Annotated in this window: 14 protein-coding genes; all 14 read right to left on the bottom strand. The window is 68.0% G+C overall.

The genetic code is table 11. The features are described from left to right. Window positions 1–12: 12 nt before the first annotated feature. A complete protein-coding gene (locus GQ464_RS10465) occupies window positions 13–1,932 on the bottom strand; it encodes a type VI secretion system contractile sheath domain-containing protein (protein WP_166980247.1) in 1,920 nt (639 codons plus the stop codon). A gap of 197 nt (window positions 1,933–2,129) precedes the next feature. After that, window positions 2,130–3,209, bottom strand: a complete 1,080-nt coding sequence (locus GQ464_RS10460; RefSeq protein ID WP_166980249.1) for a DUF2169 family type VI secretion system accessory protein — start codon at window positions 3,207–3,209, stop codon at window positions 2,130–2,132. A gap of 9 nt (window positions 3,210–3,218) precedes the next feature. Continuing rightward, the gene (locus tag GQ464_RS18740) at window positions 3,219–4,247 is read right to left on the bottom strand and encodes a pentapeptide repeat-containing protein (RefSeq protein WP_166980251.1); all 1,029 of its coding nucleotides are present in this window, start codon (window positions 4,245–4,247) and stop codon (window positions 3,219–3,221) included. Then, window positions 4,244–6,823, bottom strand: a complete 2,580-nt coding sequence (locus tag GQ464_RS10445) for a DUF6531 domain-containing protein (protein ID WP_166980253.1) — start codon at window positions 6,821–6,823, stop codon at window positions 4,244–4,246. The genes GQ464_RS18740 and GQ464_RS10445 overlap by 4 nt, the downstream gene beginning before the upstream one ends. A 125-nt stretch (window positions 6,824–6,948) precedes the next feature. Continuing rightward, complete coding sequence (locus GQ464_RS10440; protein ID WP_228350192.1) at window positions 6,949–7,278, bottom strand: PAAR domain-containing protein; 330 nt, start codon at window positions 7,276–7,278, stop codon at window positions 6,949–6,951. Between the two features lie 15 nt (window positions 7,279–7,293). Next, window positions 7,294–9,999 carry a type VI secretion system tip protein TssI/VgrG gene (gene tssI / locus GQ464_RS10435; protein WP_166980257.1) on the bottom strand — a complete coding sequence of 902 codons (2,706 nt, stop codon included), beginning with the start codon at window positions 9,997–9,999 and terminating at the stop codon, window positions 7,294–7,296. A 51-nt stretch (window positions 10,000–10,050) separates the two neighbouring features. Beyond that, window positions 10,051–12,786, bottom strand: coding sequence for a type VI secretion system ATPase TssH (gene tssH, locus GQ464_RS10430; protein ID WP_166980259.1), 2,736 nt, complete (start codon window positions 12,784–12,786; stop codon window positions 10,051–10,053). A gap of 36 nt (window positions 12,787–12,822) precedes the next feature. Continuing rightward, window positions 12,823–13,887 (bottom strand): type VI secretion system baseplate subunit TssG, encoded by a 1,065-nt coding sequence (gene tssG, locus GQ464_RS10425; RefSeq protein WP_166980261.1) that lies wholly within the window; start codon window positions 13,885–13,887, stop codon window positions 12,823–12,825. Further along, complete coding sequence (tssF, locus tag GQ464_RS10420) at window positions 13,884–15,647, bottom strand: type VI secretion system baseplate subunit TssF (RefSeq protein WP_166980263.1); 1,764 nt, start codon at window positions 15,645–15,647, stop codon at window positions 13,884–13,886. Before tssF ends, tssG begins: the two co-directional genes overlap by 4 nt. Before the next feature lie 78 nt (window positions 15,648–15,725). Further along, window positions 15,726–16,142, bottom strand: coding sequence for a type VI secretion system baseplate subunit TssE (gene tssE, locus GQ464_RS10415; protein ID WP_166980265.1), 417 nt, complete (start codon window positions 16,140–16,142; stop codon window positions 15,726–15,728). Window positions 16,143–16,251: 109 nt separating this feature from the next. Then, the gene (locus GQ464_RS10410) at window positions 16,252–16,704 is read right to left on the bottom strand and encodes an Hcp family type VI secretion system effector (protein ID WP_166980267.1); all 453 of its coding nucleotides are present in this window, start codon (window positions 16,702–16,704) and stop codon (window positions 16,252–16,254) included. A 184-nt stretch (window positions 16,705–16,888) separates the two neighbouring features. Beyond that, window positions 16,889–18,421 (bottom strand): type VI secretion system contractile sheath large subunit, encoded by a 1,533-nt coding sequence (gene tssC / locus GQ464_RS10405; protein ID WP_166980269.1) that lies wholly within the window; start codon window positions 18,419–18,421, stop codon window positions 16,889–16,891. 67 nt (window positions 18,422–18,488) lie between these two features. Further along, on the bottom strand, window positions 18,489–19,013 hold the full coding sequence (gene tssB / locus GQ464_RS10400; RefSeq protein WP_166980271.1) for a type VI secretion system contractile sheath small subunit: 525 nt from the start codon (window positions 19,011–19,013) through the stop codon (window positions 18,489–18,491). Window positions 19,014–19,299: 286 nt separating this feature from the next. After that, window positions 19,300–20,404, bottom strand: a 1,105-nt coding sequence (locus tag GQ464_RS10395; protein ID WP_228350191.1) for a type VI secretion system domain-containing protein, incomplete at its 5' end; no start/stop codon positions are given.

Below are 20,404 nucleotides of genomic sequence, written 5' to 3'. Positions count from 1 at the left end.
TCTGCTCCACGATCAATCCGCACCTTCAGCGTTGCCGTTCTCTGCCGGACCGCCCCCCTTCGGCACGCGCAGGCCCAGCACGAGACTGACGGGCCGGCTGAGCACATAGGGCGGGGTACGCAGCCGCACGGCAAAGAGCTCGTGCTCGGGCAGGTTGGCTTCCTTCACATGTTCCACCTCGACGGCCTCCGCCGGCACCGGCTGCCCTTCCGTGCGGAAGAGCGCCTGCAGGTGCTGCCAGATCTGTTGCCGGGTCTGCGCCGGGTCGGGGGTGGGCTGAAGCCGGTGCTGGAGGGCCAGCACATAGTGGGCCGCCCGGGCCACGAAAAGCTGGCAGGGCAGCGTCACGTGCACCCGGGCCTCGGTGGCCGCCATGAGGTCCTCGTACGTCTCCGGGCGCCCCACCGTCAGCGCCCGCGCGACGTGCAGGGCATCGTGGTTGGGACGGCCCTGCAGGACGACGAACCCGGCCTTGGCAAACTCGGAGAGCTTGGCGTCCGGGATCAACACGGACAGCGGTGTCTGTCCCTGGGGACTGCGCCAGAGGGGCAGGTCCTCGACCCGGTGTTCGGGCCCGACGAAGCGGGTGGGCCAGCCGGTATGCACGAAGCCGCCGGCGATGGCGGCGGCCACGGCCAGCGACGCGTTGCCCCACAGACACGCCGCCTCTTCAAAGTGGAACTCCTTGACGGGCTGGTCCGGCCCGTACGCATAGCGCAGGGCGAAGGGCGGCAGCGCCAGGGCCAGGAAGCGGGCCTCCTGCCGGTCCCGCAGCTTGTTCCACGCGATGTAGGCCGGCTCGCCCAGCCGTTGCAGCAGGGGTGGCAACGTGGCCAGCTCCTGCGGCCGGCTGACTCCGAAGAAGGCGGGCGCGGCCGCCGCCAGGATCGGCGTCTGAAGGCTCGCCCCGGTCTCGGCCAGGTCTTCGAGTTGCTCGATGTCCGCCGGGCTGTTGTCGAAGGCCAGGTCCAGCACCACCATCGAGAGCGGCGGCTGTTCTCCTTCCGCGGCATGCTCGGGCAGCAACACCTGATAGTAGAGCGCCTCGCTGAGTGAGGCGCGCGGCGTGGCCAGCACCTCCAGGATGACGTTGCGGCGGAAGTCGAGGCGGTCGACCAGGAACTTGAGCCCACGCCAGGCTGCCTCCAGCCGCCGAAAGGCGGGATGTGCAAAGATGGCGTTGAGTTGCTTGCCGAGCATGGCGTCGAGGTCGGCCAGCAGCACGTCGGCCGTGGCCTTTTCGATCCGCTCGGCGGGACGGGCATCCCCGGCGACGGCCGCGATGAAGGAGCCGAAAAGGCCCGAGCCGCCGTCCGCCCGTTCCGGGGACGAGGGGCCCGCCTTTCGGTCTCCCGCCTCCACCATGCCCAGGAGCCGATCCACCGGGTCGTCACCGGCCGGCGACGCCGGGGGCGGGGGCGCAGCCGGCCGTTCGGGGACGACCAGGGCCTGGTGCAACTGCTCCGCCCATCCGGGATCGATGCCGGTTTCGGCCAGGCACGCACGGAAGGCGTCACGGTCCAGCCGGCCGTCCCTCACCTGCTGCACGCAGGTGCGCACCTTCAACAGGCGGGCCAGCGGCGGCACCTGCCGGGCCACCTGCGCCGGGCGAAAGTCGTCCAGCGAGGAGAAGGCCAGCTCCACATCCAGCAGGCGGGGCTGCTCGCCGAGCGTGTTCGGCACCTCCAGCGACAGGCGGGGCTGCAACTCCTGTAACAACGCGGCCACGCTGTGTTTGTCCACCCGTCGCACCCGCGAGGTCGCCTGCCAGTCCACCTCCGTCTCGTGAGGCGCCAGATCGCTCACCAGCAACAGGCGCAGGGGTAGCGGCCCGGGGGTGCGCAGGGCTCCTTCGCCCGGCTGTTCGATGGAGGTGACGTCCGGATCCGAGGTGATGCGGATGCCGACACCTTTCGAAGTTTGATCCGACATGGCTCAATCGTTGCGTCTTGAATGGCAGAAAGGACGATGTGCACTGCCTTCATCACGATCGCCCGGACGAACCTCGAAAGCCGGCGGCGGTGCATGGAACCGGGCTCCACGCCCGGCCTGCTTTCCCTTGAAGGTACGAAGACCATCCCCCAAAGGAAAGCACAGCCACGGCTGCGAGGTCGTATGCGGCACATCCTCTATGCGGGCGGCCCGGCACCGTCTCCCGGCAGCCGGATGCGCACTTCGGCGATGCCGAGCAGGGCGGCCTCCAGGGCCGCCGGGTCGTTCACCTCCCCCAGCGGGTAGACGGCGCGCCAGACCTGGTAGAAGACCCCTTCGTCCGGCAAAAAGACGAGGGTGTCGAGCGGGGCGGGCAAGGGCTGCGGCCCGGCGGCCTCGTCACCGGAGGCGACCGGGCGGAGCGAGACGGCCGGGTGCAGGTTCGGCAGGCGGAAGCGCCGCAGGCCGTCCGGCGTCACGCCCACCAGTTCGACCTCCTCGTCGCCGCGCAGGTAGCCCGGCGCCTGCAGGTCCGGATGGGCGCCGTTGTAGAAGGCCGGGTCGAAGTCGGCGGCCAGCCCGAAGAGGGGATGCGGCTGCGCGTAGCCGCGCTCGGTTCCGGCATAGCGGATCCGCGGAACGCAGTGCGGGCTGTAGAAGCCGAAGCCGGCAGGCGGCGGCTCGTCGTCCCACGAGGAGATCAGCCGGCGGGGATCCTCCAGGTTGGGCAGCGGCCGGCCATCGACGGATTCCCGCGTCTTCTTCCCCAGGAACCCCTTGCCCACATAATTGAGGTTGAAGTATTTGTGGGCTTTCCGGTCGAAGCCGCCAAAGGCGTGCTCATACCGGAGCGGCATCTCGGTGAACGGCTCGGGGTCACTGATCAGCGGCACCACCACCAGCCGTGTGGGGAACATCCAGTGCCGGTCGCCGAAGACGCGGACGATCTTCTGGAGGCGGCCGACCCGCACCGATACGTCGAGGGAACGGACCGGGCGCCCGCCGGGTGCGTAGGCCGTGCCCACGAGCACCACGTCGGCCCGCGGCTTGAACGGAACGTTGTCGCGCTCCAGGCGCAGGCTGCCGGTGGCATCGCCGTCGAAGAACTCGTCTTCGGTGAGCACGGGGAGCTGTTCGGGAGCCAGCGCGGGAGCGTCCCCGGGCCGACCGGGCAGTTCGAACGTGCCCTTCACGATGACGGCCAGGCAGGGCCGGCGCTCCGGCCCCAGCCCGACGGCCAGTCCATGGGCGAGAGGCGTGTCGTTCAGCAGTTGCATGGCGCTTGATCAGGCGGAGGACGCGTCTTCCACGTCCCTTCGGACGAGCTCCCGGCGCTCCTCGGGGGTGGCGGCACGGCGATAGAGCGGGACGGGCCGCACAGGGGGCGGCTGGGCCGCCGGCCCGTACTTCGGCCGCACGGCCTGCGGCATCCGGGCATGTTCCATCTCACATTTCGCGTGATCGAAGGTGTCGATCCGTGCCCAGAGAAAGTCGGCACCGAAGAAGTTGCACCGGGCGGCCTGGCCGCCGGAGAGGTCGGCGCCGACGAAGACGGCGTGTGAAAAGTCGGCATCGAGGCAGCGGGCCTGGCGCAGGTCGGCGTGGTCGAAGCGGGCCTCGTCGGCCCGGACGTGGACGAGCAGGGCTTCCGGCAGGGCGGCCCGCTGGAGGGCGGCGGCGCTCAGGCAGGCTCCGGAAAAGTCGCACGCGGAGAAGTCGGCCCGGGGGGCATAGAGCATGACCAGGGTGGCGCCGGCGAACCGGGCGCCGGGGGCCGTGGCCCGGTCCAGGACGGCGCCCGAAAGGACGGCGCCGGTGAAGTCGGCTTCGGTCAGGTTGGCTTCCGTCAGCACGGCGCGCCGGAAATCGGCACGGGGAGCCTGCAGCCGCGCCAGGGTGGCCCGGCCGAGGAAGCATTCCTGGAAGCTCGCGCCGGTGGCGTCGCAGCCGGCCAGCCGGGCGGCTTCCAGGTAGGAGGCGGCCAGGGTGCATCCCTGCAGGCCGGCGCCGCGGAGGTCGGCTTCGCCCAGGCTCGTCTCCCGTACGACGGCCCCGGCCAGCGTGACCTGTCGGAGCCGCGCCCGGTCCATCAGGCATCCCTCGATCACGGCCCCGGCCAGGTCGGCCCCCGACAGGTCGGCATCCCGGAGGTCGACGTGGGTCAGGCGGGCCCCCTGCAGGCGGGCGCCCGTGAGGTCGGCGCCGGCAAGCGAGAGCTCGGCCAGCACCTGCCCGCGCAGGTCGAGTTCCGGGAGCACGGCACCGGGCCGGAGTTGCTCCATGACGGGCGGTATGTCGCCTGCGGCCTGCATCATCCGCCGAGGGGTTGCAGCACGAGTTCCACGGGGGGCTGCCCGTTGCGGAGGAGACCGGCCGGATGGGCCCGGCTCCACCCGCCGGGTTTCAGATAGCCGTACCGGTGGGCCCCGGTGACCAGTGGATCCGGCGAGCGGAGGCTGTCTTCCCGGGGACGGGGAAGGAAGAAAGGGGCATCCTGCGGATGATGCACGTCGTAACAGGAGCGTCGCAGGAGGAAGCGGCTCAGCTCGGCGGCCATCCACAGCGGTGCGCGGAGGTCCGGCACGGCGGGCAGGTCGAAAGGATCGGACGGCCGGGCGGCCCGTTGCCACCACCGCAACACGTCGCCGGCGGAGCGGTGCCCGGCGCAGGTCCTCGGGGCATCGGGCCCCTCCAGGCACCAGGCGGCCAGGCGGCCCATGGCGTCGGTCGTGCCGCCGCCGTCGCACGCCGCGTCCTGCCACCAGACCGGGATCCACCAGGGCCCGAACGCCGCAAGCCATACCAGGCCGTAGCGCCCCTGAACGAGCGAGGCCCACACCGTGCCGCCGTCGCCGGAATCCGTCGCGGCGGCGGGCAGGTCGAGTTCCGTGGTGCACAGGCTTCGGGGGGGGGCATCGCCGAACCGAAACGTGTGCGTTTCGTCGCCGGAAGCCCCGGTGCGTTCGACGAGGCGGTCCAGCGCGTCGTATCGAAAGACCAGCCGCTCGCCACCGGGTCGTTGCAGGGAGGCGAGGCGGTCGTCGTCGTCATAGGCCAGGTGCAGGTCGCGCCCGGCCGGGTCCGTGACCCGCACGAGCCGCCCGCGGGGGTCGTAGGCCAGTCGTATGCGCCGCCCGGCCGCGTCTTCGACGGCCTGCAGGTTGCCGTCGCCGTCGTAGGAGAAGGAGACGGCCCGGTCGTCCCCCTGAAGCTGTACGAGGCGACCATCGGGGTCGTAGTGAAAGAGCAGGGTCTCGTCGCCGCGAACCGCCACGCGCAACTCGCCCGAGGGACCGAAGGCGACGTCCGGGGCCGGAGGGACCGCTTCGCGGCCGGGCCGGGCATCGAGGACGCGCCCCTGCCCGTCGACCATACGGACCACGTGCCCGTCCCGGTCGTACTCGACCTGCCCCTGTCGCCCTTCCGGATCGGTCCAGGTGCGCATCCGGCCGAAGGCATCATAGCGGAAGGCCGCCCTGCGGCCCTCGCTGTCGGCCACGGCAAGCAGGTGTCCTTCGGCGTCGTAGGTGAACTGGAGCCGGTAGCCGCCGACCGCGAGGCCGGTGAGGCGCCCCTCGGAATCATACTGGCGTTGCTGCCGGCGCCCCGAGGCGTCCACCCGTTCGACGAGCCGCCCCAGCAGGTCGTACCGGGCCGAGAACCGCTCGCCGAGGTCGTCGGCCACGGTGCGGGTGCGCCCGTCCCGGCCGTAGGCCAGGCGTACACGGCGCCCTTCGGGGCTGAGGACCTGCACGAGCCGGCCCTGCCGGTCCCGTTCGAACGTCCAGGCGACGCCCGAGGGCAGCGTGAACCGGACGAGCCCACCCTGCGCATCGTACGTGTACCCGTAGCGGTGGCCGTAGGCATCCTCGGCCTCCGTCGCCAGGCCCTGCCCGTCGAGTTGCAGCAGCAGGAACGACGTCTCGTCGTCGACCCGGGTGAAGGTCCGTTCCTCCCGGTTCCACCGCTGGAAGGTGATCACGCGGCCGCCCTCGCCCGAGAAGCCGGCCAGCCCTCCCTGCTCGTCATAGTAAAAGAACTGCTCCCGGCTCTCCGGATCGACCCGCCCCAGCACGCAGTCGGGAGCGGCATGCTGATAGATCGTCTGATACCCGCCGGTGTCGAGCACCAGGGTGGCCTGGCGGACCTCGTCGTAGGCGAGGTGGCGGACGGCCGACCCGTCCGCCTGCCAGATCGCGATGCAGCGCCGGTCCGCGTCATACTGGGCGTACTGTCGCCCGCCGAGCCGATCCGTACAGGCGACGAGCAGGTGACTCTGGTACTCGAAGCGCCATACCCGTCCCGCCCCGTCCTCGACGGCAACCAGATCCCCGTGGAAGTCATAACGGTAGGTGCGTCGCCGGACGACCTCGCGGCCGTCGGTCACCTGCACGGCGGCGATCCGGTTCCCGTCGTAGGAGAAATGTACCTGCCGCCCTTCGGCATCGATCAGGCGGAGGGGCCGCGTGCCGGCGTAGACGAACTGCACGTGGTTCCCGTACGGATCCTCGATCCGTTCCGGATAGAGCGTGCCGCCCCGGCCCTGCGACTTCGGGAAAACGTACCGGGCCCGGGGGGAGCGAAAGACCACGTATGCATCCGGGTGGTGCTGAAGGACGAGGCCCGTCTCGGCATGAACGGCCTGCACCCCCACGTCGATCGGGGTGAAGACGGTGGGCCGCCGCCCGGCCTGCCGGAACGTGATCGCCTCGTGCCCGACCTCGAGCGCGACCTCCAGGCTCGACCGCCACCCCGCACCGAACAGCCCGGCCTCCTGTGCCTGCCCGCTGCGGTACGCCCGCGCCAGTTCCACCGGGATGGCGCCGGGGAGCTGGAGGTCCACCGCGTGATAGACCGTCTCGCCGGTGGCAACATCGACGCGAAGGAACATCGGCTTGCGGATTGGGAATTTCGGATTGCGGATCGAAGGGGGTCCGGGGCCCTGCCACCGCCTGCGGCCGAAGGTGCCACGCCCGGACGGCGAAGACGCGAGGCGCCCCGAGGCTCCGGCAGGGATCAGGGGACGATCACCGTGACGACCCCCATCAGAATCGGGTTGGCTACCATCGGCGGCACGACGGCGCCCGGCTCCATGACCTGGGAAGTCACGCGGGCGAGCGGCGGCCCGCCGACGAGCACCGTGATGGTGCCGGGCGGCGCAGTGAGGCCCGGGCCGTGCGGCGTGCCGGGCCCGGCCGGCGGCGGCGCGTTCGGCACCGGACAGGTGTGCTGGTCGCCCACCCGCCAGGCCGGTTTGCCGCCGATGAGGACGGTCGGGTAGCCAGGCCCCAGCAGCGGGGGGCCGTGCATCATGCTCGAAGTAACGGTGGCAGCAGGAAACGGCATGGCGCCAGGAAACGGCTAGTTGATCTTGACAATCCCTCCCTTGACGATGTGAACGGCCTTCCCGTTCGACTCGACCATGTTGCCCTGTGTGGTGACCTTGCCGTCGGTGTTGACGTTGACGGCCATACCTCCCTTGAGGGTGAGGGTCTGGTCGGCCTCGATGGTGATCTTCATGCCCTTGATCGTGATCTCCCCGCTCTTCTTCAGGATGATACTGGCCTGGCCGCACGTCAGCTCGATCTGCTTCTTGTCGTCGTAGATCTCCACGCCGTTCTCGCCGGCCAGCGCAAGCTTGTCGCCGGCCAGGGCGATCTCCTTCTGCTGGGACTGGATGATGACCTCCCCGTTCTCGGCATTCAGGTAGATCCCGTCCTTCGCGTTGAGCTGGATGCGGCAGTCCCCGTCGGTCGGCGGCAGTTCGTACTCGACCTTTTTCTCGGGTTCCTTCTTCTTGAACTTGCCGACGATGTCCTTGCCGATACTGCCGAGCGTCTTGCGCTTCAGGTCGTCCGTGACGTCGCCCGCGCGGAGGTAGATCGAGCTTCCGGCCGAGTGGACGATGCCCTTCTTGGCCCGGCTGACGACGTTGCTCGTGACGGCTTTCATCAGGATGTCTTTCGTGTCCGCCACCATCTGGATGTGGCCGTGGCGTGCGTAGACCGAGACGCTGGCCCCGCTCGAGAGCCCGATGTCGTCCGCCGCCATGAGCTTGACCTCGGCCGGCGTCAGGAGGGTATAGCCGCCGCCGGTGACGATGGTGAAGCCCTCGGCATTGACGAAGTCGATCCCGCCCTGGGCCGTGGCGAAGATGCCCGGCGTGCCGAACTGGTCGAAGAACTTCGTGTAGATGTTTTCCTCCCCGAAAAACTTCTGCGCTTTGGCGGCCAGCGAGGCCTTGCTCCAGAGGTCGTTCGCCTTTTTGACCATCCGGACGACCTTCCCGAACGGGCTGTCGGCGCTGTCGATGAACTTGCCGGTGGCGGCGCCGATGATCGCGGTGGCCAGGGGCAGCGCGGCGTTGATCTGCGTCCCGATGTTGCCGTCGCCGAAGGCCGGCCAGGCGGAGATGAACAGGCCATCCTTCGGGGCGTGCAGGCCGATGCCCTTGCCGCCGTGGATGAGCGTCTTCTCCTCGGTCGTGAGGGTACAGCCCTCGTTGCCCGCGTGCTTGTCGCCCAGCGAGAGCAGGCTGTTGAAACGCGGCGTGTAGAGGGTGATCCGCTCCATCTCCTGCCGGTCCTCGATGAAGAGGAGGTTGTCCGAGGTGGTGCGGAAGATGTGCTGCGAGTTGTTCTCGCTGGTGACCGGGGCGGGGTTGTTCGGGTTGGGCCCCGAGCCGATGGCGTAGGGCCGGTCCGGGTCGCCGTCGATACAGGCCCAGAGCATCTCGGTGCCGGGGTGGGGCGGCAGGTGGAAGCCGGCGTGGCCCTTGCCCGTGTAGGGCTGGACCATGCGGATGGGGCGGGAGCCTTTGTTTTCCAGGTCGAAGTGCATCTGCGCCCAGTACCGGCCGTGCTCGTCCAGGGCGGCGTAGCCGCCGCCGTCCCCGATGACCGTGGCCGTCATGACGCCGTGGACCCGCGGCTTGGGCGTAAGGCGGGGCGGGCGGAAGGGAATGCTCGCCGGGATGCACCGGAACGTGTTGCCGTAGCTGATGCGCGGCCCGGTGCCGGCGTCCGGGGTGTCCGAGAAGAAGGTTTCGTATTCCTTTCCCATGAACCCGAACTGCCGGCCTTCGTGCTCGACGCGGAGGAGGAGGAACTCCTGGTTCAGGTCGTCCCGGGTATGGCCCTTCAGGGTGAAGGTATAGCCGGCCTGCATCCCGGCACAGGTGCTCCGGCCGTGGAGCACGCGGCGCTGGCAGGCGATTTCCTCGTGCCGCACCCGGGCGAGTCGTTTCCCGGCGCCGGGGTCTTTGTAGTGATCGCCGTATTCATAGTAGACCGCCTCCGGCTGGCCGTCCGGGCGCGTCTCCGCACGCAGGTCCGTGTCGGGGGTCCGGTAGTTGTAGTCCTGCAGGATGACGTGGCTGCTGACGAGGCGCTCGCGGCACACCAGCTCCTCGACTTTCTCGTTCAGCTCGCGGGGCACCCGGTAACCCTGATGGAACGGGATCTCCTCCTGCACCTCGATCGGGGCAAAGGCATCCGGCTTGTCCGAGATCAGGAGCACCTCGCTGCCTTCCTCGTGCCGGAAGAAGTAGGAGAGCCCCTCGAACTCCAGCAGCCGGCTGACGAAGTTCAGGTCCGACTCCCGGTACTGCACGCAATACTCGCGCGGCGGGTACGACTCGGCCAGGCTGAACTCGGGCTTGACGTCGTAGGGCGCCAGCACCTCGCGGACGATCTCCGGCACCGTCATGTCCTTGAAGATCCGGCTGCGGTGGGCGAGCGAGGCCAGCCACAGCCGGGGTACCAGCTCCGCCCGGTAGGCGGCGTACCCTTCCTGGCTCTGGAGCAACTGGAAGTCCACGACGATCCCATGGATCGGGCGGAAATGTTCGAAGCCGTCGCCGATGCGCTGCAGATGCAGCGTGGCGGGCTGGCCCGTCACGGCCGCCAGGTCGATGTGGGGATCGTCCGAGACCAGGTCGATCTCGAACCGGTACGGCCGGGAGATCTCCTCGTAGCCCCGGAACCGGACGGGAAAGAGGGCCTCCTTGTCGAGCGCACTGGACTCGAACAGAAAACGGGCTGCTTCGGAGCGTTTGGCTATCGGCATGGGGGTATCCTCTTCATCGATGGCACCCGCGCCCGGCGGCTTCCGGCGCGGTTAGGCGTCGTCTTCCGGTGCGTCGTCGCCCGCCGGGGTTTCGTCCGGCGCCGGCGCCGTCTCGGCAGACGGGGCGCCGTCACCCGGCACCGGGGACATCGCCGGGGCCACCGGTTCGTCGTCGAAGGTATAGGTGAAGTTGCCGAGCTCGTCGATGCCCAGGGCCAGCTTCGAGGGCAGGCGATCCTCCACCATGCGGGCGATCAGGGCCTTCGACGCGGCCGGCAAGACGTTTTTGTCGATGATGAAGTCGATGTTGCGGGCGCCGGTGTCCACCTGGGTGCAGCGCTCGGCGATGCGCTCGACGACCTCGTCGCTGTAGGTGAACGCCATGCGGTGGGCCTCGCGCAGCAGCCTGCCGATGCGGTTCAGCTTGAGGCGAACGATGCCCTTCATCGGTTCACGCTGGAGCGGGTAGAACGGCACCACTTTCATGCGGCCCAGCAGGGCCGGCTGGAAGTGCTCGGCCAGGGTCTGGTGGATGGCCTGGCGCAGCTGGTCGGGCGAGGGACGCTCGTCTTCCGTGACCACATAGGAGATGATGTCCGAGGCCAGGTTCGAGGTCATCATGATGATGGTGTTCTTGAAGTCGATCTCGCGCCCCTCGCCGTCGCGCATGAAGCCCTTGTCGAAGACCTGGTAGAACAGGTTCATGACGTCGCGGTGGGCCTTTTCGACCTCGTCGAGCAGAACGACGGAGTAGGGCAGGCGCCGGACGGCCTCCGTGAGGATGCCGCCCTCGCCGTAGCCGACGTAGCCGGGCGGCGAGCCCTTCAGCTGGGAGACGGTGTGGGCTTCCTGGTACTCCGACATGTTGATGGTGGTCAGGAAACGCTCGCCGCCGAAGACGACCTCCGCCACGGTCCGGGCCAGCTCGGTCTTGCCGACACCGCTCGGCCCGACGAAGAGGAACACGGCGATGGGCGTATCCGGGTTCTTCATGCCGGCTTTGGCGGTGCGGATGGTCTCGGCCACCAGTTCGATGGCTTCATCCTGGCCGATGATGCGTTCCTTGAGCCGGTCTTCGAGTTCGAGCAGGCGTTCGGCCTCGCCCTTTTCCATGGCCCCGGCCGGGATGCCGGTCCAGTCGGCCACGACCTGGGCCACGACGCGGGTGTTGACCTCGGCGAAGAGCAGCGGGCTCTCGCCCTGGAGCGTTTCCAGCTCCCGCTGCAGCCGGGCGATCTCGGCGCGCAGCTCGCGCCCGTCGCCGGTGTGGGCACGCAGCGCCTCGCGGCGGCGCACGATCTGTTCGACCAGTTCCCGTTCCTGCTGCCAGCGGGCGTTGAGCTGCTCGAGCCGTTCCTCCAGGCGCCTTTTTTCCTCGTTGAGCTCTTCGAGCACCTGTTCATCCGAGCGCACGCCGCCGCGCAGGTCCCGTTCGATGGCGCGCAGCTTCAGGTCGAGGTACTGCAGGCGCCGTTCGAGATCGTCGATGGCGCCGGGCTTGGCCGAGCGGGCCATCTTCACGCGGGCCGTGGCCGTGTCCAGCAGGTCCACCGCCTTGTCCGGGAGCTGCCGCCCGGCCACGTAGCGCGCGGCGAGTTGCACGGCGGCCCCGACGGCTTCGTCGGAGATGGGGATGCCGTGGTGCTCCTCATACTTGTGCTTGAGCCCCCGCAGCATCGTGACGGCATTGTCGACCGAGGGCTCGTCGATCTTGACGAGCTGGAAGCGGCGCTCCAGGGCCGGGTCCTTTTCGATGTATTTCTTGTATTCGGACCAGGTGGTGGCGGCGATGGTACGCAGCTCGCCGCGGGCCAGAGCCGGTTTGAGCAGGTTGGCCGCGTCGCTGGTGCCGGCGGCGCCGCCGGCCCCGATGAGCGTGTGCGCCTCGTCGATGAACAGGATCGTCGGCTTCGGCGCCTCGCGCACCTCCTGAATCACCGACTTGAGCCGCTGTTCGAACTCGCCCTTGACGCCTGCCCCGGCCTGCAGCAGGCCCAGGTCCAGCCCCCGGATCTCGACCTCCTTGAGGCTGTCCGGCACGTCGCCGTGCACGATGCGCAGTGCCAGCCCCTCGACGACGGCGGTCTTGCCCACGCCGGGCTCGCCCACGAGGATCGGGTTGTTCTTGCGGCGGCGGCTCAGGATGTCGATGATCTGGCGGATCTCCTCATCCCGCCCCGAGACGGGGTCGATCTTGCCCGCCCGGGCGTTGCCGGTCACGTCGGTCGTGTACAGGTCGAGGGCGGTCTGCCCCGGCTGCCCGGGTCGTCCGTCCGTGGCGACCCGCCCGGCCGGACCGCGTGCGGACGGCCGGTCCTCGGAGGAGCCGGCTACGATGTCGAAGAACCGGTCCCGCAGCTCATCCCGTTTCACGGGTGCGAGCCGTTCCATGTAGGGCGCCGCCTGCAGCGCCTCGCTTTCGAGCAGGGCCTCCAGCAGCGTCCCGGAGCGGATCTCGGACAGGCCGTGATGTACCGACGAAACGATCCAGGCGGACTCGATGAGCTGGAGCAGGATGGGGGAGAAGGAGGGCCGCCCGGTATTGCCGGTGCGGTAGCTCTCCAGCTGGCGCAACAACGCCTCCCAGAGCTCGCTCGTATCGACGTCGAAGTGGTTGAAGATGCGGATCAGGTCGCCCGATCCCTCCTCCATCAACTTGAGCAGGAGGTGTTCGACGGTCACCTCGTAGTGGGTGCGCGAGATGCAGAAGCCCGCGGCCGTCTCCAGGGCGCGCGTGGTCGTGTCGTTGAGCTTCTGCAGCAGCTTCTTCAGGTCTTTCGTAATCATGACGGGTGGTGGGTTGTCGGGCGCAGCGGCCGGGCCTCAGGCAGCCGGCGCGTATCGCACCCGGTGCGCGAGGGTAGGGGTCTTCGGTTTGCCGAGCCAGGTGGTCTGCCCGAGCCGGACGTCCCGGCTTCCGAGGCGCACCGGCGGGATCGTCGTCGTGTCCAGCCGGAGCTCGACGTCGTAGTCGAGGTAGTCCGGCGCGTAGAGCCGCACCAGGTCGTCGACCAGGCGGGCCCGGGACGCGCCCGGCAAATACGCCTGGAAGTCATCGAAACGGAGGGGACCCAGCACGACGCGGAACAGGCCGGAGGCATCCGGCACCCGCTCGCCGAGCGTGGCGTCCTTCCCCAGGCGGAGGCCGCCGTCCCCCCGGCCGAGCCGGCCCCGCCGGGGAATGCGTACCCAGCGCAGCACGTTCTCCTCGATCCGGACCGGGACCGTCTCGAGCATCGCCGAGAGCAGCTTTTGCAGCCCCTCGGCATGGCGGACCTGCGGAGAAAGCAACCCGGCGAAGGCTGCCAGCCGCATCGGACTCGCCAGCGGGAAGCGGTCCAGCGCCCCCCGGGTCCCCAGGCCGGCGACGCAGAGGAAACGCCTCAGGTGCGGGTCGTCCTCCGGCGTGCGGGTCCCCTCCCGGCGTCGAACGACCGGGCGGTACTTTTTCCAGGCGCGGTAGAAGTAGGCGTAGAGCCGGTGGTTGAAGATGTCGAGAAAGTCCCGCAGGGGCAGCGTTTCGCGGTCCTCGCTGGCCAGCTCGTCGTAGAAATAGACGGGCAGGGGCGAGCCGATGCCGTAGAGCCCCATGAAGGTCAGCACGACGTCGGCACAGGGCTCGCGGCGGCGGGCCTCGATGCGCCGGACGTCGGTGGGGGGGAAGACGATGGCCACGTCCGGGCGGAAGAAGATGCGCTCGCGACGCAGCTCCGCCGTCTCGCCCGGCCCGGGCGCGTCGGCGAAGTAGCGCTCGAGCAGGCGCACTGCCTGGTAAAAATCGAAGGCATAGCCTTCCCGAAAGAGGCGGCCATAGACGCCCTCCTGCGGGGGGAAAGCCGATGTGCTTCCGTCCGCCCGGGGTTCGCCGCGGCCGGCCTCATCGGTCAAAGTGTCGGCCTTGTCCCTTTCTCCGGCTGCCATTGGTACGTCGTGCCCGAGGGCACCATTTCGATCGTCAGATGGACGAAGGAGTTGATCGTGGCGAACGTCGAGAGGAAGCGGCTCAGCACGAGGCCGAAAAGGCACACGTCGCCTTCGTCGGCGAAGTGGCCTTCCTGCACCCGGACGACCACCTCGGCGCCGCGCAGGACGCTGTTGCGACGGAGCACCTCCTTCGGCCGCCAGCGCACCTCGCGCAGGCCCGCGATGCGCCGGCGGTTGGCGTCCGTGCCGGTCCAGTCATACAGTTCCAGCAGCCCCTTCAGGGCTTCGGCACTGGCCAGCGTGCGAAAGTTGAGCGACCAGTGCGAGATCAGTTGCCAGAAGAAATGCCGGCGCTCCCGGAGCGGGGGGTAGAGGATCAGCGTGGGCTGCGTCAGGTTGGAGGGTTCGGCCAGCTTCGGCACCTCGGGGGCGAGCTGGCGGATCATCCGCTCACGGAGCTTTTCGCGCGGCAGGGAGCCGTTCGTACACCTGATCTCGAGCGAGAGGGTCTCGGGTGCCAGGTCGATCTGCTCCTGTTCGAGCGTGTCGAGGGAGACGTACGTCTCGAAGCGCCCGGTCAGCCCGAAGCGGGTGGAGGGAACGAAGTAGCGCGTCTCCGGGCTGCTCATGTGTTCGAAGCCGTAGAACGGCACGTAGCGCCGCCGGCGGCGGGTCCGCTCGTCGACGGCCACCCCGCCCACGACGTCATAGACCTCCACTTCCTGCTGGCGCCGCACGTCGGCCACCACCCGGTATTCGGAGACCCGGTGATCGACCAGGATGGGCTCGGCGTCGGCCTCGAAGAGGTTCACGGCGGGGGTGCAGAAGAGCCGCACGTCTTCGGTGCGGAACCGTTTGTCCTCGGGGTAGGACCGGTCGAAGTGCACCTTCACGAGGAAGGTGGTGCCGGAGGAGCCGGGGCGGTACCGGTCGAGGCCGTAGAGGTCGACGCACCAGAACTTGCGGCGGAAGGCGAAATACTCCTGCAGCAGGCGGAAGCCGCCGAAGACGTGGGGCGTGTCGGGCAGGAGGCTTTCGTCGTCGTCGAGCCCGCCGGGGCGCACCCAGGCGGGTCCGTGCAGGGTGATCGGGTGGGTTTCCGTGCCGGTGGGGGTCAGCCCGGCGATCTCGACCCGGCTCACATGCCGGGTGAAGAAGAGGTGCATCAGGGAAGCGACGGTCGGGTCGGCGTGGAAGTGGAGGCGGAGCGGGCTCAGGCGCAGGCGGCCGGGGTCGGCCCGGTCGTCCAGGCGGAAGCGCAGCAGGGCGGTGCTGATGCCGCCCGGCTGCCACTGCAGGGCCGCCTCCTCGAGCGCCAGCGGCTGCAGGCGCACGGCCTGCGTCGTGACGAAGCGGCAGACGGTCTGGCGCTCGCCTACCGGCTCCGAACGCACCTCGGTGCCGCGCTCGACGACCCTCGTCTCCTGGACCTCGCCCGGTCGCGGGGTGAACTGCACGAGGGTCAGGGCGGGCACCGGCTTGAGAAAGTGAGGGAAGAGCAGCCGGCAGAGGCTTTCGGTGTACTGCGGCAGTTCGTCGTCGAGTTGCTCGCGGATCCGGCCGGTCAGGAAGGCAAACCCCTCGAAGAGCCGTTCGACGTACGGGTCGCGGTCCGTGACGCTGTCGATATTCAGGAAACGCGCCTGTTCGGGATGGGCCTCGGCAAAGAGCTTGCCGGCCTCATGCAGGTAGCGCATCTCCTCTTCGAAATAGCGGCGGGACATACGGTCTCGGGGGTCGATGGCCGGTGCGCCGGCCGGGTGGAAGTCGCCGGGCGGGCGGGGCGCCGGCGAGCGGGCCCGTCATGCGGCCCGCCAGCGCCGCACGTGCACCAGGTCGTTCGTGGCAAACGTCGTCTGGAACCGGACGCGTTCGCCCCGCTCGAGCTCGGCGGTGATGAGGAAGGAGAGGCGAAACCGGTCGTCGTCCGTACCCTGGTGCGTGATGTAGACCCGGCGGAGGCGGGGCTCGTACTTTTCCACCACCTCCTTGATGTTCTTGCGGAGCTCCTCGATGGGATATTCGGCGTCGCGATAGATGGTCGCCGCTTCGGGCAGGCCGTAGTCCGGGAGGTGGGCGAGCGAACCCTGGCGCGTGTTGAAGAGCCGGTTCAGGTTGCTCATCACGCTCTGGATGCGGAGCTCACGCTCGGGCACGTCTGCGAGCTTCGTGCCGCCGTAGAACCGCCCGCGCAGCACGTCGTAGAGGCCGGCTTGCATGGTGGCACCGGGGAGAGCATGTCAGTGAAAGAACGAGCGCCGGGGCGGGGAAAAGCGCCGGGCGCACGGCCGGCCGCCTTCCCCCGCCCGGCCCGGTGCAACGGCCCGCTCAGAGCCGTTCGTACTTGTCCGAGAACTCGAGGTTGCCGTCGTGGAAAAGCCCGGACACCTCGTCGAAGGCAAATATCACGTTTTCGCTCTCGGAGCTGGAGCCTTCCGCGGCTCCCATGTTGACGTTGGTCACGTAGACTTCCTTGAACGTGTAGGTCAGGTACGGCTTCGTCTCCATCCCCTCCGTCCGGAACAGCACGAACTTGACCTCATCGAACTTCTTCCCCTCCGAGAAGGCCTTCATCAGCGGCATCGAGGCCTTGTCGACCTTCTTGCTGAAGCTGATGTTGTACTCCCGGTCCATGTTCACCTTCTGCGTGCCGCGGTCATATCCCCGGAACGCACCGAAGGCCAGACTCTCTACCCGGATCCACTCCTCATAGCCTTCCTTCCGGACGTCTCCCTTGATCTCTTTGTTGCCGTCGAAGCTGCAAAAGATCTGTTCCGCCATGGCGTGCCTCGTGTTGTTTTGTGGTTTGGGATACGGGATGTGTACGCTCTAAGACGGCGGGCCAAAGCCTTTTCATCTTCTCCTGCCCGTCCGCCCCGAACATCGCGTGCAAGACGTACTACGTGTTCCGTCGTCAAGTATAGCGCAAAAAGGCCGATACCGGATCACCCGGTGCCGGGGTCCCTCACTTCTTCGGCATCTTACCGACGAGCGAGATGCTGATGTCCATGCCTTCGATCTGGAAATGCGGCATGAGCATGGACTTGACGCGGAAGAAGCCGGGGTTGTCTTCGAGCTCTTCCACACGCACCTCGGCGGCCCGGAGCGGGTACTTGGCGATGATGTCCGGCCCCGGGTTGGGCATATCCGTCACCAGGCCTTTCAGCCACCGGTTCAGTTCCTGTTCGATGACGCCGGCGTCCTTGGCCGCCCCGATGTTCTCGCGCTGGATCACCTTCAGGTAATGCGAGATGCGCGAGGCCAGGAAGATATAGGGCAGGCGCGCGTTGATCCGGCTGTTGGCCGTCGCCTGCGGGTCGTCGTAGAGGGTCGGCTTTTGCGTGGAGTTGGCCGAGAAGAAGACGGCGTAGTCCCGGCCCTGGTAATGGCTGAGGGGGATGAAGCCCAGGTTGGCGCACTCGAACTCCAGCGTCTCGCTGATGGGCACCTCGGTCGGGATCTTCATCTGTTTGCCCTTGCCCACGTCGTAGAGGTGCACGGGCAGGTCTTCCACCTTGCCGCCGGCCTCGGGACCACGGATCTGCACACACCAGCCGTCCGTCATGAAGGCACGGACCATGTTGGCGGCGAAGCAGAAGGTGGAGTTCCCCCAGAGGTACTTGTCGTGGTCGGCCCCGGTGACGTTCTCCGTGTAGTTGAAATCCTTCACCGGGACCGTGTCCGGGCCGTAGGGCAGGCGGGCCATATAGCGCGGGAAGCAGAGCCCCACGTACCGGGCGTCTTCCGTCTGCCGGAAGGCATTCCACTTGATGTAGTCCGCCGTCTCCATGTAGGCCGTCAGGTCCGGGATCTTCTTCCACTCCTCCATCGACTCCTTGCCGAAGAACTTCGGGCCGACCGAGGCGATGAAGGGGCAGTGGGCCGAGGCGGCCACCTTCGACGCATTCTGCAACAGGGCAATGTCCTGGGGTGTGTTCTCGAACTCGTAGTTCGTGATGATGGCCGCATAAGGATCGGCGCCGGGCTGGTCGTAGGCGTTGGTGTAGACGTGCCGGTAGAGGGCGGACTGGATCAGCTCCGGCGAATCCTCGAACGACTCCCGCAGATCGTCCTTCGAAACGTTGAGCAGTTCGATCTTGACGTTCTTGCGGAAGTCGGTCCGGTCGACCAGCAGTTTCAACCCGCGCCAGGCCGACTCGAGCTCCTGAAACTTGGGATGGTGCAACACCTCATCGAGTTGTTCGCTGAGTTTCCTGTCGATCTGGGCGATGAGCCCGTCGACCAGGTACTTGTCAATCTTCTCGAGCGGCCGGCCCTGCTGCACGATGGCCTCGACGAACACCTTGATCGCCGCCGCCATCATCTGGCCGCGGTCCTTCTCCGCGATGGCCTTCTCTTCCTTGAACTCCTCGATCCGGACGGCCTCCTTCGGTGCCCGGACGTCCACCTTCGCCAGGATGCTGTCGAGCAGGCTCTCCTTTCCTTCGAGGGTCTCGACCTGTGCTCCCGCCTGCTGGTTTGCTTGTGCTTCTGCCATGACGATACGTGATTAAGCTAAGGGAACAACGATAACCGGCAACCCAACGGGGAGCCTTCCGGGGGGATCACGACGCCTCTTCGTCTCCGGAGGCGGCTTCCTCCTCGGAGATGAGCTGGCCCAGCTCGCTGAGCAGCTTCTCGCGCAGCGCTTCGTCCTTGACGACCTTCTCCAGTTCCCGTCGAAACTCGCCCATGCTGATGAGGCGGTTGCGCAGGTCTTGCAGCAGGTTGCGTGCCGCCAGCAGCCGGTCCAGCTCGGGGATCTGCCGGGCCACCTGTTCGGGACTGAACGACTTCATGCTGTCGAAGTGGAGCTGCACCTTCATCTCGTTGTCCCCGCCGCGGAGCTTGTCCGCCACGGTGAACTCGAGGTTCAGGTTGCTCGAGCGCATGACGTCCTCGAAGTTCTCCTTGTTGATGTTGATGATCTCGCGGTCGGCGACGTCTTCGTCCACCTCGCGCCCGAGAAAGTCCCCCATGACGAGCAACCGGAGGGGGAGCTCCACTTTTTTCTTGGCCCCCCCCGTTTCCACTTCCAGGAAAAGGTTGATGCGAGCCGGGGGTTTCTCGTGTTGAAAGCTCTTCGCCATGACTACACCTCGTTGCGTAAGCGATTGTCGATAAGGATGAGAGACCAGGAAGTGCCCGAAAAGGGATAACCGGCACCCGTGCAGGCCCGTGCCCGGCCCGCCACTCACCTCGGAACGGTTTTCAGCAACGCCACGTCGCACCGGGTTTCTGCCCACCACCGCGCGCCAGCCACTAAGGAGGAGCGACACACCGGCCGCGCGCGGCGAACGTCTCCGGCCACACCGGGACGGTGGCGACGGCAGGTGTTCATGATAGCAAGAAATTCAAAAAACCAAAAGGGGCGTATCATTTTTTTCCGAGCAGGGAGAGGGCATAGCCGACGTCCAGCCGGGAGATCTTGTCGAGCGTCTGCCGGGCTTTCTCCTGGAAGCCGGCCTGCTCGCCGTCGGGGGTACGGGCCAGCGTAGCGTAACAGGTGTAGAGGTTCGACCACACCTCCAGGGCCAGGGCCGGATCCCAGGCGTCGAGGGCGTGGTGGGCGATCTGCTGGTCGAGGCTTTCGAGCGTCGAGCGGGCCACGCCCGGTTGTCCGCCCCGCAGGCAAAGCAGCGCCACGTAGAGGCGCCGCCGGAAGCGGTGGGCGTCGGAGGTGTCCCGGTCGGCTTCCTGTTGCATGACCGCGAGGGCGGCCTTGAGATCGCCCGTGCCGAGCTTCTTCCTGGCCTCCTGAAATAGCCTTTCGAGGTGGTCCTCGGCGGCGGTCGCCGCCCCGCCCCCGTCGCCGCTGCCGAGCAGGGGCCTCACCTGCGTCTCGACCCATTCGACGGTCAGCGGGTCGGCGAACGGGGTGCCGTCGGCAAAGGCGAGGGTCGTCAGGACGGGTACCCGCCGCAGGAGCAGGGCAAGCTCCAGCTTCACCGCCTCGGCCACGGGGGCATAGGGCGCGCCCAGCGCCTCCAGCGCCTGCCCGACGAAACGCTGGATCGTCAGCCAGAACGAGAAGCTCCCTTCCGGAAACTCGGACTCGGCGATGCGCACCAGGTCTTCGTAGAGACCTTTCTGAAATCCCTGCTCGTAGACCGCGAGGCGGCTCAGGTTGGGAGGTTGCACCCGCGTCAGCCCGTTCTCATGGGGCGGGTCCGAAGGAATCTTGCTCCAGTAGAGTACCCGCAGCAGCCGGTACGGCAGCGGGTTTTTCGGGTTGTCGTTGCGCAGGAAGCCGATGGCCTTCAGCACGGCGCTCTCGGCGTCGGTGGCGGCTTTGATCTCGGCCGGGGCGCCCGCCGCGGCGGGCGGGGCGGCAGCCGGGGCAGCGGGGGTGCCGGCCGGCGGTGCCGGCCGGGATGCAGGCGGGGCTTCCGGCTCGGGCTCCGGCTCGGGGACGCGACGCAGCCGCTCGTTCAACAGCGACACCAGCCCGCTCAGGGCCGGCGCCTGATCCCCCAGCGCC

The organism is Rhodocaloribacter litoris (genome assembly GCF_011682235.2).
Taxonomy (GTDB): Bacteria; Bacteroidota; Rhodothermia; order Rhodothermales; family ISCAR-4553; genus Rhodocaloribacter; species Rhodocaloribacter litoris.
Note: the sequence above shows the minus strand (reverse complement) of the source record. Positions and strands in the feature narration are given on the sequence as shown.